At 66.8% G+C, this 15081-nt stretch carries 17 protein-coding genes; all 17 read right to left on the minus strand.

The features are described from left to right. Nucleotides 1-222: 222 nt before the first annotated feature. Nucleotides 223-678 (minus strand): hypothetical protein, encoded by a 456-nt coding sequence (locus ACQEVO_RS37125; protein WP_432920205.1) that lies wholly within the window; start codon nucleotides 676-678, stop codon nucleotides 223-225. After that, a complete protein-coding gene (locus ACQEVO_RS37130; protein WP_432923501.1) occupies nucleotides 678-1994 on the minus strand; it encodes a hypothetical protein in 1317 nt (438 codons plus the stop codon). The genes ACQEVO_RS37125 and ACQEVO_RS37130 overlap by 1 nt, the downstream gene beginning before the upstream one ends. A 133-nt stretch (nucleotides 1995-2127) precedes the next feature. Beyond that, nucleotides 2128-2523, minus strand: coding sequence for a putative phage holin (locus ACQEVO_RS37135; RefSeq protein WP_432923504.1), 396 nt, complete (start codon nucleotides 2521-2523; stop codon nucleotides 2128-2130). Then, nucleotides 2520-2759: a DUF7620 family protein gene (locus tag ACQEVO_RS37140; RefSeq protein WP_432923507.1), complete on the minus strand. Its 240-nt coding sequence runs from the start codon at nucleotides 2757-2759 to the stop codon at nucleotides 2520-2522. Before ACQEVO_RS37140 ends, ACQEVO_RS37135 begins: the two co-directional genes overlap by 4 nt. Then, complete coding sequence (locus ACQEVO_RS37145; protein ID WP_432921674.1) at nucleotides 2710-2976, minus strand: hypothetical protein; 267 nt, start codon at nucleotides 2974-2976, stop codon at nucleotides 2710-2712. Before ACQEVO_RS37145 ends, ACQEVO_RS37140 begins: the two co-directional genes overlap by 50 nt. A gap of 66 nt (nucleotides 2977-3042) precedes the next feature. Further along, a complete protein-coding gene (locus ACQEVO_RS37150) occupies nucleotides 3043-3306 on the minus strand; it encodes a hypothetical protein (protein ID WP_432921671.1) in 264 nt (87 codons plus the stop codon). After that, on the minus strand, nucleotides 3303-4127 hold the full coding sequence (locus ACQEVO_RS37155) for a peptidoglycan recognition protein family protein (RefSeq protein ID WP_432921668.1): 825 nt from the start codon (nucleotides 4125-4127) through the stop codon (nucleotides 3303-3305). The genes ACQEVO_RS37150 and ACQEVO_RS37155 overlap by 4 nt, the downstream gene beginning before the upstream one ends. After that, on the minus strand, nucleotides 4111-4710 hold the full coding sequence (locus tag ACQEVO_RS37160) for a hypothetical protein (protein WP_432921665.1): 600 nt from the start codon (nucleotides 4708-4710) through the stop codon (nucleotides 4111-4113). Before ACQEVO_RS37160 ends, ACQEVO_RS37155 begins: the two co-directional genes overlap by 17 nt. Beyond that, nucleotides 4707-5753, minus strand: coding sequence for a hypothetical protein (locus ACQEVO_RS37165; protein ID WP_432921662.1), 1047 nt, complete (start codon nucleotides 5751-5753; stop codon nucleotides 4707-4709). Before ACQEVO_RS37165 ends, ACQEVO_RS37160 begins: the two co-directional genes overlap by 4 nt. Next, nucleotides 5750-6826, minus strand: coding sequence for a hypothetical protein (locus ACQEVO_RS37170; RefSeq protein WP_432921659.1), 1077 nt, complete (start codon nucleotides 6824-6826; stop codon nucleotides 5750-5752). The genes ACQEVO_RS37165 and ACQEVO_RS37170 overlap by 4 nt, the downstream gene beginning before the upstream one ends. Nucleotides 6827-6833: 7 nt before the next feature. Continuing rightward, nucleotides 6834-7880: a hypothetical protein gene (locus tag ACQEVO_RS37175; RefSeq protein ID WP_432921656.1), complete on the minus strand. Its 1047-nt coding sequence runs from the start codon at nucleotides 7878-7880 to the stop codon at nucleotides 6834-6836. Between the two features lie 9 nt (nucleotides 7881-7889). After that, on the minus strand, nucleotides 7890-9524 hold the full coding sequence (locus ACQEVO_RS37180) for a phage tail protein (RefSeq protein ID WP_432923510.1): 1635 nt from the start codon (nucleotides 9522-9524) through the stop codon (nucleotides 7890-7892). Then, nucleotides 9524-10390 carry a phage tail protein gene (locus ACQEVO_RS37185; RefSeq protein WP_432920183.1) on the minus strand — a complete coding sequence of 289 codons (867 nt, stop codon included), beginning with the start codon at nucleotides 10388-10390 and terminating at the stop codon, nucleotides 9524-9526. The genes ACQEVO_RS37180 and ACQEVO_RS37185 overlap by 1 nt, the downstream gene beginning before the upstream one ends. Continuing rightward, on the minus strand, nucleotides 10387-13497 hold the full coding sequence (locus ACQEVO_RS37190) for a phage tail protein (RefSeq protein WP_432920181.1): 3111 nt from the start codon (nucleotides 13495-13497) through the stop codon (nucleotides 10387-10389). Before ACQEVO_RS37190 ends, ACQEVO_RS37185 begins: the two co-directional genes overlap by 4 nt. Before the next feature lie 3 nt (nucleotides 13498-13500). Further along, nucleotides 13501-13914 carry a DUF5361 domain-containing protein gene (locus tag ACQEVO_RS37195; RefSeq protein ID WP_432920179.1) on the minus strand — a complete coding sequence of 138 codons (414 nt, stop codon included), beginning with the start codon at nucleotides 13912-13914 and terminating at the stop codon, nucleotides 13501-13503. After that, nucleotides 13875-14171 carry a hypothetical protein gene (locus tag ACQEVO_RS37200; protein WP_432920177.1) on the minus strand — a complete coding sequence of 99 codons (297 nt, stop codon included), beginning with the start codon at nucleotides 14169-14171 and terminating at the stop codon, nucleotides 13875-13877. Before ACQEVO_RS37200 ends, ACQEVO_RS37195 begins: the two co-directional genes overlap by 40 nt. Before the next feature lie 111 nt (nucleotides 14172-14282). Beyond that, nucleotides 14283-14867: a hypothetical protein gene (locus tag ACQEVO_RS37205; RefSeq protein WP_432920175.1), complete on the minus strand. Its 585-nt coding sequence runs from the start codon at nucleotides 14865-14867 to the stop codon at nucleotides 14283-14285. Between the last annotated feature and the right edge of the window lie 214 nt (nucleotides 14868-15081).

Below are 15081 nucleotides of genomic sequence, written 5' to 3' on the forward strand. Positions count from 1 at the left end.
GGTCAGTGTCCTGCCCCGGGTGTCGCCGGATGGCCGATGTAGAGAAGTCCCGCATTTCCCTGCACGACAGGCATGCTCGGGAGTCCTGTACGTGGTCGGGGATCTATATCGCCGCCGGGAGTCGGACGCCGCCGCTGCCCGTGCCGCATCCTTGAAGCCTCCACGAAAGACGCCGAAACACCCCCGCCGATCAGTCGATCGGCGGGGGTGCGGTGTCTCAGATCAGGACTGCGTGATCCGCATCCACCCACCGGTCTGCAGGGTTCGGGTTCCGCCGCCTGACACCCCGCGAGCCCACACCGTCACGACATCGCCCTCGGCGAGCGCAATCCCCGCGACCGAGGCGGTCCGGATCTGCGTCGAGGACCCATCGACCACGAACGATTGGATGAATGGCGCTCCGAGAGAAACTGTGTTGACCCGGAAATCGACCTCGACCGTGACAGCCGTGAACCCCGAGTTCTGCACGGACCACTCCACCGCGAGCGTGGCCGCGGATGCATTGCGCTGAGCAACCAGGCCATTGCTGGACACCGAGGATCCCGGGAAGGTCGCTGTATCGGCGGTCCAGTTGATGATCAGCGTGAGGGTGGAGTTCGGGATGGTCTGGTTCCCGCTCTTGTTCATCCCGGACGGCAGGAACGATCCGCCTACGCCGCCGACCACGATGCACGGCATCAGGCCAGCCCCGTGATATCGGCGACCAAGCCCTTGCCGGGCGTGGTCCCTACCGCGGTGATGTAGACGGTGAGGATGTCGCCGATCGCGAAGGACCAGGATCCGCTGACGGTCCCGCCCGCGACCTGGCCGGCCGCGGCGATCGCCGCACTCGTACCGGCGACCGTGACGCCGTTCTTCCTCAGCTCCACCGTGAGGTTGCCGGAGGCGTCGGCGGTGATTGCCCGATAGGTGACCGACGTGAACGTCGCCGCCCGCTGCAGTTTCAGCCCGCCCGGGAGATCGCCGGCCGAACTCGCCGCACGGGTGGTGTCTTTCCCGAACGCCGGGAAGCAGATGTCGTACGGGACGGTGCCCGTCGTCGGGGTGCGGGTGTTGGACAGCCGGCTGTCGTTGCCCTCACAGGCCGTGCCCGCGGTCGTCCCGAGGACGAGGCTCGATGTGCCGGCGCCGATCGCTGTACGTGCGGCGCCCGCGTTCGCTGCGGAGAGCACACCGCGACCGGTGGCGGTGGAGTCCGTGATATCGGTGGCCACATGGGTGTGCACGGTGTTCGCTTTGCCTGCCAGCCCGGGGACGGTCGGGGAGGCCGCAGTGCCGCCCAGGTCGCCGGTCAGCTGCAGGATGCCCTTCACGGTGTCGGTGGCGTCCGGGGCGGGTGGACCCGTCTCGCCGGTATCGCCCTTCGGGATCGTGAGATCCAGGGTCCACGCCGGCGGCCCGCCGAACACATTCGCGGTGGCGGGCGCTCCCGGCGCACCGGTAGTGACGGTACCGACGTTCAGGTCGAACGAGTTGACCGCCGCCGCCGCATCCGCTGCCGCAGTCTCGGCCGCACTCTCACTCGCCGCAGCCGCAGCCGCCGCGTCGGTTGCTTCCTCGATCTGCGGGATGGTGACCGGGTCCAGGTGCTCCCCGTTGTCCAGGATGAATTCGAGGGCATTTCCGATCAGCTCGACATCCACCACCGACAGGCCGCGGACGACTGCCTCACCGTTACTCGCCGGGACGGGCGAGGCAAGGGTGAGATCCACGAGCCCCTCGGAGCCCTCATCGGGGTTCTCTGGGTCCGGGCCCGGGATGAACTCCGGGACATTGAACGAGAACGGCGCGATCGGAACCGGGGTTCCCTCATAGTTCAGATCGAACGCGACCTTCCACGTCCATCCGCTGGGATTAGTGGTGTCCTCGGTGGGCGCCACCAGCTTCACGCCGCGGTCACCGCGCCAGGTGATATAGCCGAACTCGTCCAAGCTCACTTCGTAGTACTGCGGGAGCTGCACATACGTGGCCGGGTCCGGCTCGGCCGTGGCCACCAGTACCTTCGGCGCGCCCGCGGTGAACGTCAGGGTGCCCGACAGCGGGGGAACTCCGGCAGTTTGTCGATGTCCGGGCCATCGCTGATGTTCGCGAGGAACCGGCCGACGACCTTGCCGTACTTCAGGGGGGTCAGTGATGCCACTTGTTCCTCCAATGAACAGGCTGGAAAGTGGCCTGGCCGCGCTGTATCCGGATCAGCGTCCACAACAGGTCCGCCACGGCCACGCCGACGAAAAGCAGCATGATCGGCCGGAAGATCTCCCGGCCCCAGTAGTTGTAGTCCGTCAGGATCGTCACCAGACCCTGCGTGCAGATGGCGGCGATGCACAGCACCATCCGCAAGATCGCCCGCCCAGTCGCCTCCGCCCGCCAATTCGACCGGGTCACATAGAGGAGGCAGAACACCCACGACACCACGGCGACGCCGGCGAGGATCACATTGGCGACCAGGTCTTTGTCCGGGCTCAGCAACACGGCGGACACGCCGGCGATGGCGGTGGTCGTCAATCCGATGTATCGCATCATGTCGCTGCCCTCCGTGTGAAAGTCCTGTTGATCGACTCCCCGAAGCCATTGCGAACGATGTAAGCCGTGACCGCGCCACTAACCCGGTCGACCTCTTCACCATTGCGTCGCACGTGTTCGAGCTGCCGGTCGGCGCGCTCCTTCTCGGCCCGCGCCCTCCGCAACTCCTCCGACTCCTCTACGTGCTTATTCCGCCGACGCCACATGACCACTCCCCGACCGGGCGTTGGTGCCATAGGCAGTAATGGACTCGAGCATGCGCACCGACAGGTCGCCCTGCGCTGTCAGCTTCGCTATTTGCGATGCTTGCTCAGCGATCGTCTGGTCCTTCGTAGTGTTGGCCTGCTCCAGGTACTCGATACGCGCGCGTAGGTCGGCATAGCCGAGATCGACCTGTTCGCGGGGGACGAATTTCCCGGACATGATCATGCGCAGCCAGGTGATGGTGAGCACCGCACTGAAGCTGACCAGTCCGACGATCGCCCCAGGGAACGGCTCCGAGCGCCGCTCCTTCGAGCACTATTCACTCGGCCGATCGCGTAGGCGTTCACCGCGGATCGCATCCAGGGCCGCCGCGCCGAGCTTCGCGAACGGGAACACCGTCGACCGCGCCGAGACCAGGGCGGTGCCGCCGAGCAGCAGGCCAACGACGCCGATAACCAGCTCTTCGGTGGCAGCGTCGATGACGCCCTTGTAGAGCAGATAGCCTGCGATGAGAGCGACCACGGGGCCGATGCGGCTGGCGATCGGTTCTTCGTTCCACCACTTCTTCAGTGCAGTCACTTCTTCGCCTCCGTCTCGTCGGCCTGCGGATCACGGAACCCGGGGATATCCAGCGCCGCCCCGATCGCACCGAGCGCCTCGGCGGTGGTGCGGTTGCCGAGGAAATCCCAGCCCGGGAAGTTGGCGCCTTGCGCGGTCTTCGGGCCGGCCGCCTGATCCAGGGCGAGTCCGGCGTGCTTGTCGAGGTACTGCAGCAACGTGCGAACAGTCACCTCCTGGCCGTGATGGTTCTTCAACTTCTCGTCCAGGAATGCCATGTCGGCTCCTCCTCCGGATCCTTTGTCGATCAATGCCTGTACGTCCCGGCGGAAGGCGTTCATGTCGATGCCTGCCGGGTCGATCTTTCCCTCGCTGGAGTACTCGCGATGCGCTACACATCCCGTGGCCGCGGACTTTCCGATTCGGCGCAGGATCGCCGCGCACCCGCGCTTGTAGGCGTCGAGCTGTGCGGGCGTCCAGTCCCACGGCGGGGTGCCGCGGGAGACCGCCTCGATACCGATCGTGTGGTAATTGGCGTTGTCGGTGGGCCAGCCCGGCCACGAGCCGCGGCCGGCGTGCCAGCAGACGCCGACGGCAACCACGCGATAGGTGCCGTCCTTCTCCAGGACCAGCTGCGCGAGCGGCCCGGCAAGCCCGGGGCGCCCGTCTTGCACGACGCGCCAGTCGTTCGGCCCCCCACCCGCGGTGTGATGGCACAGCACGCCGCGGATATCACGGAAGTCACCGTGGCCGCGCCGCTCCCAGCCCTCGTGCTCGATTACTTTGAGGCCCTCGGCGCGGAGCACGTCCGCCAGCCATACGGGATCACCCGTCCAGGACATTCTTGGCCTCCTCGATCTTGCGGCGCAGCACGCCGACGATGCCCTCATAGGCTTCGGATTTCGTGTCCGCCTCGAACTGCAGTCCGCGCGGGTGGGTAGCTGCCCAGCGTCCGTCCTCCAGCGGGCCGACCTTGATGTCGTCCAAGTCGTAGAAGTCCTCCGGGTCCGGGTCCGGCCAGTTACCGTCCTCGTCCGGGTGAATGTGCAATCCCTGGTCGTAGACGCCGGGCGGGCCCCCGGGCGTCGGCCGCCAGCGCACCGTTTCGAGCTCGGGATGGTGGCGCCAGCCGCGGTCGTGGAAGTACTGCGCGATGCGGGGCGCGTTCTGGGTGTGCACTGTCGTCGGCTCGGCCATCACCCGGCCGGCCGGGTTCCGCCACTCCGGGAGGTGGATTACCACGAGATCCTCAGCCAGTGTGCGGACGTTCGGGTCCATCTGCGGCACGTCCCCGGGGTCCGGGAGTTTCCCGTCGACCGCCATCTGCATGAAGCGTTTCCACTTCTCGGTGACCTGCACCCCGTCGACCCCGCTGGCCTGATACTGCGGGACTTGCCCCGCCTTGAAGTGGACCTCTTCGCTCACGTCTGATCCTTCAGGGGTTGGGCCATCATGATGAGCTGCGCGCCCTGCGTGACCACTGTGTATGTGCGGCTGCCGGAGACACGCAGGATCGAGATGTAGATGGTGGCGGTTTGGTTCGCCGCGACCGTGGCATGGGTGGAGTCCGGGGTGATCGCCTGCTCCCACCGTGGACTGAGCAGGATGTCGGTGGAGTTCGGGGCGCCGAGCGGCATCCCGAATCCGATGATCGGGCCGGTCGCTGAGCCGAGCCGGATCTCCACGATGATGCGGGTGTCGTCCGCGCTGGCGATGTGCACCTTCACGCTGAGGTGCCCGGCGATGACGATCGGCCGATACGCCACCGGCTGAGCGGGCAGCGTCATCGTCGCGACTACCCGCTCCGGGGCGGACACGTTCGAGGCGCCGGCGAACTGGCTGCCGGCGATCGACCACGGGCCCAGGAGTTTCGGGTGCGGCGTCGGATGCCACAGGTCGTCCGTGGTGGACCAGGACAGGACCGATCCGTCCTTGGCGTCGGTGAGGTCGGCGACGTCCTCGGCGTCGGCGATCGCTCCCGCTGTGCCCGGGTCGCCCTGTACGCCCACGGCGCCGCGCGGGAAGGTGATCGACAGCGTCTGGTTCGGGGCGTCGCCGGTGATTTCGGCGGCCGCCGATGACCCGACAGTCCCAGCGGCCGCGACGCCGGTCAGTGTGGTGGGCGGGCCCTGTTTCCCGGTGGCTTGGAAAGCGTCCAGGAATCGCACCCAGTCGACGCCGGTCCAGACATACAGCGCGTTCTCGGCCACCACGCGCCACGCTTTGCGGGCGTCGGCGGTGGTGAGCGGTAGCGCTTCGAGGGTCGCGAAGTCGGCGATGTCCCCCTGCCATGCCCACGGCCACGCTGGTGCGCCCTGCGGGCCGGGATCACCCTGTGGTCCTTCGCGGACCTCGATGAGTGCATCGCGTTCGGCGAGCTCCAGGGGGTTGACGGTGTAGGGCAGGCCGATCGGGTCGCCCACACCCCGCATCGTCACTGTGACGTCGTTGCTGTAGACCTCGGTCACGGTGCCCCCGTCGCGGGTACAGCCCACACGGCGACATGTGCGTACGTGCGGGAATACGAATAGGTTCCGGACCCCTGATTGCGGCGCAGCACGAGATGGATCGCGGCCGACGCCCCCGCCGCGATGACCCCCACCGACGAGGCCGGCGTCATCGCCGACGTCTGATATTGGGGAATCAGCTGGTTGTACCACCAGTACGGCTCGGACAAGCCGCCGCCGACCGACACGACCTGTCCGGCCGCGGAGCCAATGCAGGCTTCCAAATCCAGGCGAGTCGACGGCGATCCACCGCCTCCGCGAACCTGTGCGCCGCCGAGGACCATCGGCCGCCAATCCACGTCCTGCGCGGGGATGTTGACGATGGCGATCGTGTTCGGGTTGGTGGAGATGTTGCTCGCCGACGCCGCGAACCCGGCCCCGCCGTCCCAGGCCGTGGCCTCGGTGATCGTCCACGGCCCACGCCAGCCGGGCGCCGGGGTCGGCTCCCACTTCTCGGCCACGGCATCCCACATCGGCACCGCGCCCTCCACCGGCTCCGCCGACTCTTGATAGTCGGCGGCCTCCCGGATCGGGCCCGGACTGCCGAGGGGCCCCTGCAAACCCTGCACGCCGCGGGGGATGGTGAGGTTCACCGTCTGCGTGGGCGGTGTGCCGGTGACCTCGACAACGAGATCGCTGCCCGCCGCACCGGTGGTGACAGTGCCGAGTGCCAGGGTGTTGAGTTCACCGGTGGGCCCGGCCGCGCCGAAGGCGTCGGGGAACGCGTCGAAGTTGGTCCCGTTCCAGTACATCAGCGTGTTCGTGGACTCGACCCGCCACGCCTTCCCTGCATGCACCGGCCTGAGATCTGGAGCCAGGGCGGACAGGGCGCCGGGGTCGGAGATATCGCCCTCCCACCGGAACGGCGGCGCATCCGGCCCCGTCGGCCCATCCGCGCCCTGCGCGCCCACCGGCAGCTCCAGCGACCCGTCTGCGGGGGTGGCGTTGAAGGACTGCGTGACGCCGGCTTGACCGATGCCTTCGTTGATTCCCCGGATCGCGACCGAGGCAAGATATTCGGCGACTGTCGTCATAGTCCTCCTATCCGATCGGCTGAGCCCACACGGTCAAGCTCGCGCGCGCGGGGTTGAAACCGATGTCCACCGACGTGGATTGGCCGATACGTTCCACGGTGACAAGCAAGTTCGTCGGGGTGTACGCAGGGACAGACGCCAGCGTGGACGTCGGCGAAATCGGTTTGGTCGTCGAGTCGCCGATAGAGGGCGAGAAGACCGTGATGTAGGAGCTGCCGCTGATCGTCCGGATGCCAGCACCGGCAGCGACCATCGGCCCGGTCTCGGACCCGATCCGCACGCGGATCTCCGCGAATGTGCTGGTGTTCTGTTCGCTGCTGATAGTGAGGCGACCCCACGCCATCGGGCGGTAGGCGAACGGCATATCCGGCAGTGCAAAAGTCCCGGCGATCAGCCGGTCCGTGTCGGCGGTCGTCGCGGCGTTGAAATCCGTATCCCACCACGACCACATGCCGAAGCCATTGGGTGCCGGTTGCACCTTCCACTTCCGCGCGCCCTGCGCCCACGTGAAGATCCCGCGCTGGGCGGGCCCTGTGGTGGTGTCGAAATCTGTAGCGGTGGAGATGCTGCCGCTGTCCCCCGGCGGACCTTCCGGTCCCTGCAATCCCGCGGGAGCGGTGACCGACAGGTTCAGCGCGGGAGCGTCACCGGTGAACCGCACCGCCGGCGTCGTCAACGCTGGACTGTGTGTGGTCGTTGGGGTGATCGTCGTCGCCGGAGCCACCAGCCCCTGCGGGCCCACGGCGCCCGGGGAGTGGACCCACGTGGTACCCGTCCAGAAATCCATGCCATCGGTATCGAGGCGATGCCACCACTTCCCGCGATCCTCCGCGGTCAAGTCCCCAGGCCGGGCGGCCGCGTTCGCGATCTCACCCATCTTCAAGAACGTCGTGCGCGGCGATCCCGTAGGCCCCACGGGTCCGGCGGGCCCGGCCGGGAGCGGCAGTTGCGCGGACTCCTCATCCGGGGTGACCGTGGCGGTGAGGATCGGCAGGCCATCGATATCCGTCTCCTCGTCGACGGTGATATGCGCGGAGAACGAGACGTCAGCCATATTCCTCCCTCAGAAAATGAGCAGGTCGAGATCTGCACCGACGTCGGTGGCCAGGGTTCTCAGCATCTGCGCCATGGCGGACATCCGGTCCCAAGCCTTGACCAGCGAGTCCTCTTCGTCGGAGCCATCTCCCACGGTCAACTCCCAGCGTGCGGCAGTCTTGCGGTCGTCGCGGAAGGTCATCTCCGACACGTAGTCGGCGAACGCCTGGTCGCCGATGACGAACCCGATCTGATCTCCGAGGTCGAAGTCTTGGCCCACCCGATACGGTGCGCCATCACCGACAGACACCTTCTGACTCACGTAACCGCGGGTGGTGTGCAGACCCCGGCGGCCTGTCATTACGCCATCCAAGGTGAATGCCTTGGATGAGTTGGTGACCACGTGCTCCCGGAACCCGAACGGGCCGGAGCGGTCGGTGCGTCCACCGTCCTCGAACGCAGCCCACGCCAGGAAGACGTCATCCAACTGGCCCTGATACAGGGAGTCCAGGCCCGGGAGCCCGATCAACAAACCCAGCCAGGCCAGCAGGTTCTTCATGGCGATTTCGATCGCAGCGTTCACCCAGCCCGGCGACTTTCCGCCGACGATGACCCGCTGCGCCAACGGCTTGTGCAGCGCGATCTCCGACGACCCGATACCGGAATACTCGCCCTCCAGGTACCAGACATGCGGGAATGTCCGCACCGTTCCGAGAGGCCCGGACGAGGAGTAGACGCTCTCGTACTCGGTCTGCGAATTGAAATCGGGGTACCTGACGGGAGTCCCGTCGTCCACCCACTCTTCGAGCATCCTGACGAACCCATCGAGCAGCGTGCCGGACGGGCCGGTCACGCCAGACTTGTCGACTGCCTTGATCACCACGGTCGGCCGGTCGAGGTAATACCACTCCGGCGCCGGCTGCTCGTCCTCCTCCGGCAAGTAGAAGAACGCATCCAGTTGGACACCCGTGTCTTCGAGCATCGGCAGGATCAGCTGGTCCGCCATATCGAACCGAGCGGACCCCGCCCGCCACGGGGAGGTGTCACGCAAGGTGTCCACCGGGACCACGCAGATCGGCCACAGCGCGTTGCCGACCTGCGCCCAGTCCGGGGCATCCAGCCACCGATCCGGGATCGTCCAGAAACTGGCCTGCAGGCGAATGAGGTTCGTGACCAGGTACAGCACGGCGATCGTGCGGACCGGGCCGAACAGGATCATGTGCCGCGGCCATTGCGCGAGGATCGGCGCGAACGGTGAGGCCCAGCAGGCGGTGGTGGCGATGTGCTGCCAGCAGTGGATCGCCTCGATATCGACGGTCTCGATACCGTTTTCGTCCCGGACGACAGAGGCTTTGGTGATGTAGCCGTCCCACCGGTACGCCTTCGTGTTCACCGTGATCGGGATCGTCGCGTCCGCACCATCCTCATTCGCAAAGATGTGGTCGTAATAGACCATGTCCTTGCGCGGGATCGACATCTTCAGCCCGCCCGCACCGTTCTTGATGCGGCTGATTTCGAGGCTGATGTAGTTGTGCTCCTCGCCGACCTCTTGCAGAAACTTGTCCCAGTACCGCACCAGCACGGTCTGGTCGGCCATGTACTGCTGATCGGCGCGCTCCGCCAGATCCAGGCGACGCGCCGCGGCGCTGTGGTCCCACGCCATCAGAACGGCCTCGACGAACGCGGCATGACATCCACGCGGACAGCCGATTCCAAATCCCCATCGGCGACGCGGACAATGATCGGCGTAGACGACCACGGCGCCAGCGACGAGAACCAGCGCTTACCGCGCATCTGGCCCCACACGTTGCGCCCCTCCGGGAGAGCTCCGGAGTAGATGCGCGCGGTCCGATGCCGCGGATGCGTGTCGATCCGCAACTCCTCGCCATCCACCAGCAGCGGGGTTTCCACGATCCGCAGCGAGTCCCCTGGATCCTGGATGGCATACCGGCCCGGCCCCGGCATTGTGTACCGCGGCCACGCCGGCTGATCCGCCGCATTCCGCGCGACCACGATGCCTTCGTTCGCGCCATCGGAGTTGACCCACACGTTGTGCTCGCCGAGGTGTCGCTCCAGCGGATCCATCGCCGTCGCCGACATCTGGTACGTGACCGCCGCATTGCGGGCAGGGTCGATATCGCCCTGGAGTTCGGGTGCGGAATCGAGCTGCACCAGCTGGTACCGCCACCCCTGATGCCGGGTGAAGTACCCCATCTTGCAGGGGATATCGGTCGACCAACCCCGATGCCAGGCATCGTGAATCGCGTGGAAGGAGCGAACGTCTCCGTTCCCGTCGATGAAGACGAAGAAGTCGATTTCCTTCTTGCTGCGGACGGACCGCAGGAATGTCGCCCCGTCCTGCCGCGCACCCTCCGCCACCAACAGGTTGACCGGAGCGAACATATTCCCGGTCTGCCCGGTCAGCCGGACGCCCTCCCGGCCGGCGCCGCAGCCGTGCAAATGCCAGACCCGGCCGTGGATATCCCAGACCACGATCTTCGTGGAGCGGTTACGCAGGAGAAGATTCACCGGCCCAGACCTCCCGATCGTTGAGTGGCGAGAGTCCGGCGCCGGTGCACGCGTTCGACCGCGGCGGCCGCGCCCATCGGGTCGGTGCCCGAGATGTTGAAGGTGGTGCCGCCACCCATCGCGCCCATACCGAGCACGCCCGCACCGGTTTCGATCATTTCTTTCCAGTTGTCCTGGAAGAACGACTGCACTTCTCCGATGCCGCGTTGCGCGAGCGCGCCGGCCTGGGCGTTGAGGTTGGTCAGCGCCTGCTCCGGGGTGCCCGCCATGAACCACGGGGCGGGGCCGTTGAAGAGGTCCCCGGAGAGCGGTAGCCCGGTCAGGGGGTGCTGCTGTCCCTCGGCTGGCGCCGCGGTGCTGCTCGCCGTCGTGGTGGTCGAACTCTGGGCAGATGTCGTGCCGCTCGTGGTCGATGCCGACGTGCCCGGTTGTGCGGCCGCGGCGATCCCGGACGACGGCCAGTTGGTGACGAACACGTCGACCGCGGTGCCCGAGCCGCCACCCGAAGACCCACCGGCACCCCCGCTGCCTGCACTGCCGCCGGATGCGCCACCGCCGCCACCTGAGCCGCCACCGGAGTTGCCGCCCGAGGACAGGGCACCCGAACCGGGCTCCACTGCGCCGACATTCGGAGCGGTGTTCATCGCCCAGTGCACGTGATCGTTGTGGCCAGCCATCGTGTCGGCACCGAAATAGGACATGCCGTCACCGACGTTCTTCCCGTCGTCGATGTTGTTGCCGAACCCGTTGCCGTGGATCAATTCCAGGGACCCGGGGAAGTTCGTGGCGATCCACTCCGCCATCTCGCCCATGTTCGGGCCGGCTATATCGATCGCCTTGCCCTGCATGTGGAAGTCGTAGCCGGACCCGACATCGACGGTGCGGGTCGCGGAGGTGAGCAACGCCTCGGGGAATGCGTTACGCAGCGCCTCCCACATCCCCTGCTGGATGTTGGACAGCGACCCAGCCCCGCCTGCGATGCCGCCGGAGGCGAACCCGGGGATCAGGCCGTGCAGGAAATCCGCCGACGGTACCCACCCGGCGTTGATCGCCTCCAACAGTGGCAGGTTCGCCGCGGTTGAGCGGGCATTCACGACGAACTCGCCGTTGGACAGGCCGGCGATGATGCTGTCGCTGGTTCCGGTTCCAGGGCCGGACACGCGGCCGCCGCGCGCGAGCAACGGCAGGTCCGGGGTGTCGACGGTGAGGGAGATGTCCTTGTCGATGACGGGGATCGTGAATTCGAAGTGGAGCCGGAAATTGTTCCAGGCGTTGATCAGCCAGTTGATCGCGTCCCGGAATGCGTTCTTGATTCCGTCCCACAACCCCGACACTGCCGAGGTGACTTTGCCCGGCAGTTCCTTGAACCAGTCGATCAGGTTGTTCCACTGCTCGACGATCCAGTCTTTCGCCGCGCCGAACGCGTCGCCGACCGCGCCGATCGCGGTTTTCAGAGCGTCGAAGATGCCGAGCGCCACGTCGATCGTGCCGGAGATCAGATCGACCGCGACCTGCACGACATTCGCCGCGAGTTCGAAGGTCGACTGGAACACGCCGGCGAGGAACCGCAGCGCCGGCATGAGGATATGCTCGATCGCTTGGGTCGCCAGCGTGATGATGATCGTCGCGACCTTGGTCAGCAGCGGCGCGACCGCGGTGATGATCGACACCAGCGGCGGCAGCAGCGAGGTGATCAGCTGCACGATCTGCGGTAGCAGCGGCGCGATCGCCGTGACCAGCTGCGCGAACACCTCGATGATCGGTGGAAGGATCGGCGCGAGCTGAGTGATCGCGTCCGCCAGGGCGGTGCCGAGCTGCATCGCGACCTGCTGCAGGATCGGCTGCAGCTGCCGGAAAATTGGCATCATCAGGTCTGTGACCTGCTTGATCACAGGACCGATCGCATCGAACAAGACGGTCAGTGCCGGGGCGAGCGCCTGCAGGAGCCCGGACGCGACTTCAGCGATCACCGGAAGGAGTGGCGCGACCGCCGACAGCATCGAAGAGATCGCCGACACCACCGGCCCCAGCGCGGGCGCAAGCGCCTGAATCGCCTGCGTGAGTGCGCCACCGAGGACGGCGCCCATCTGGCCGATCATCGGCAGCACCGGACCGATCGCCTGCCCGATGGACGCGAACAGTGGGCCTAGGACAGGCGCGATCTGTGCCGCGGCGCCGATGAGTCCTTCGATCAGCGGCTGCAGGCCTTGCCCGAGACCAGCGAGGGTTTGGCCGAAACCGTCTATCAACTGGGTTAGAGCGCCGGAGGCGAACGTGTTGGTGAATGCCTGCCCGATGCTGCCGAGCAGACCGCCGAGGCCTGCGCCGACCGACTGCATCGCAGGCGCGGCGGCCTGCGCCATCGACAGGAACCCCTGTGTGGCCTGTCCCAGACCCGGGGCGATCGCGGAAATCAGTGTTGACGCGCTGGAGAACGCGGCCTGGATCCCTGCCTGCGCTTCGGCGGTGGCGAAGAACGACATCGCGCCCGCGGCGGCCTGGTTCAACGACCCGGCGACACCGGTCATACCCTCCCGCAGGGTGGGCATCGTTGTGTTGGCCAGGTTAGTGAATGACTGGTCGAGCCCGGCGAACATCTCCTGCTGTACCGCGCCCTGCAGCTCGTCCCACGCCGCCTTCTGCCCGCCGATGGCGGTGACCATCGCCTGCGCCGAGGGGGCCAGTTTTCCCATGGCCTCGTTGAGGGCCTCCATATCGCCCTCGGCGACCGCAGAGATCGCGTCCCCCATGCCCTGGAACCCGACCGCGACAGTCGCGCCGACAGCGATCGCCGCCGGGCCGAGCGACGCCATGCCGATACCGAGGGTTCCGACCGCACCGGTTGCCAGGCCTCCAGCCCCGCCGACCGCGCCGAGAACGCCGGCCAGTTTGGCGAGGCTTCCGGCCGACGAACCCATCCCACCGAGTTCCGCGTTCGCCGCTCGCGCCGAACCCGACAGGTTGCGTAGGCCCGAATCGTCGACGTCGACCTCGACGCGCACCCGTTCGCCGTCCGCATCGGCGATCGCTTCACGGATACGCGGAGCGATCCGCGAGGTCTCCGGCAGGATCGACACATAGGCGGTTGCGAGTTCGACGTTCGCCACGGGCTACACCTCCCATCCGATGAGTGCGTTGAGTTCCTCGATCGACATCGCGTCGCCGATCCGCTCGGGCCGGGCAATGCCGGGGCGAGGGATCGGTTTCGGACGGTTGCGGCCCTTCTGGGCGTCCTTGGTTTTCGCCCAAACAAGCAAGGTCAGGGCATCCACAGCAGAGGCAAGCAGCTGTTCGGTGAGGCCCCACTGCCACTCATCCGGCCGCATCGCCCGGGTAACCGCCATATCCGGGTGCGGGTACGCGAAGATCGCGCGGAAGTCGCACCACGTCAGGGCCTCGGTGCCGAGTTGGCGCAGCCGCAGCCCGCGGTCGATCAGGTCACGCTCGACCGCCTGCGGGTACTGCTCGATGAGGGCGGCGAGGCTTAGGATTCCCCCAGGTCGATACCCGAGTGCTCGCGCCAATCGTTGACGAGCTGGGTGATCTCGGTGTTGCGGAGCTTGTCGATGGCGGCGAGCTGCTTATCGGTGAGCACGTCCTCGATGACCACGAACATCAGCTCGAGCTTCGACAGGTTCCGAGACTTGCGGAGCAGCCCGAACGGCAGATTCGACAGCGACGGCAACCGGATCTCGACACCGCCAACCTTGGTGACGAAGTCGTCCTCGACGACCGTCGTCTCCTTCGGACCGGCAGCGGCCGGCCTTCTACGAGCAGTCATGTGCGCAGACCTTTCTCATTGATGCGCAGGCGAATAGGGCTGTGAAGCCCCAGCGGTGGCGGGCGGCCTGCGCATAGGGGAACCCGCCACCACTGGGGGTCTTGGGGACGGTCAGACCGAGAACACGCCGTCGTCGTAGTAGCGGTAGACCTTCACGCCGACGTCGTCCTTGAACGCCTCGACGACGACCTGGAAACCGGCCAGCGCGTTGGACACGAACGCCGACTCGGTCACCTCGGTGATCTTGGCGTTCGGCAGCACCAGCCGAAGCTTCTTGCCGCCGTATGCCATATCGAACGACCACGAGCGGTACGGCAGGATCGAGCCGGTTTCCTCGACGGTGATCAAGGTTCCGGTGGTCGGGGTCGCCGCGGTGGTGGTGACGTTGTCCTCGCCGAACACCTCTTTCAGGACGTCCGGATCCCACACCGCGTACAGGGTCAGCCCGAACCGCGCCGAATGCTCGGTCTGCAGCTGGGCGATGATGTCGGCGTTCCAGTCCTTGATGGCCTCGACGGTCCGTTCGCCCTGGGATTCGAGACCGTCCTCCGATACGTAGCCGAGGGCTTTGAACGCGGCGTCGTAGGCGGCGGCCGCGGTGGTCGGCAGAGTGCTGCCGAGAGGGGCGACGAGCACGCCGCCGGTGACCATGTTCGGGGTACCCGCACCGATGGTCTTGGTGGTCGCCATAGCCATGGCGGTTCTCCTTCGGGTTGTTGCGCAGGCCCTTGGAGAGATGAATCAGTGGAGCGGTTTACAGTTCCGAGCCACGCATGTGCAGCTCGACGGTCAGCAGATACCGGGGCGTCCCGGTATCTGGGTCCGGCGACGACGCCGGGCCCCCGACTTCAGCGGCCACATCCACCCACGCCCCGCCCATGTAGCCGGGCGCGTGGGTGACGATCGCCCG

The sequence above is a fragment of the Nocardia sp. CA-290969 genome, from assembly GCF_050936135.1.
GTDB lineage: Bacteria > Actinomycetota > Actinomycetes > Mycobacteriales > Mycobacteriaceae > Nocardia.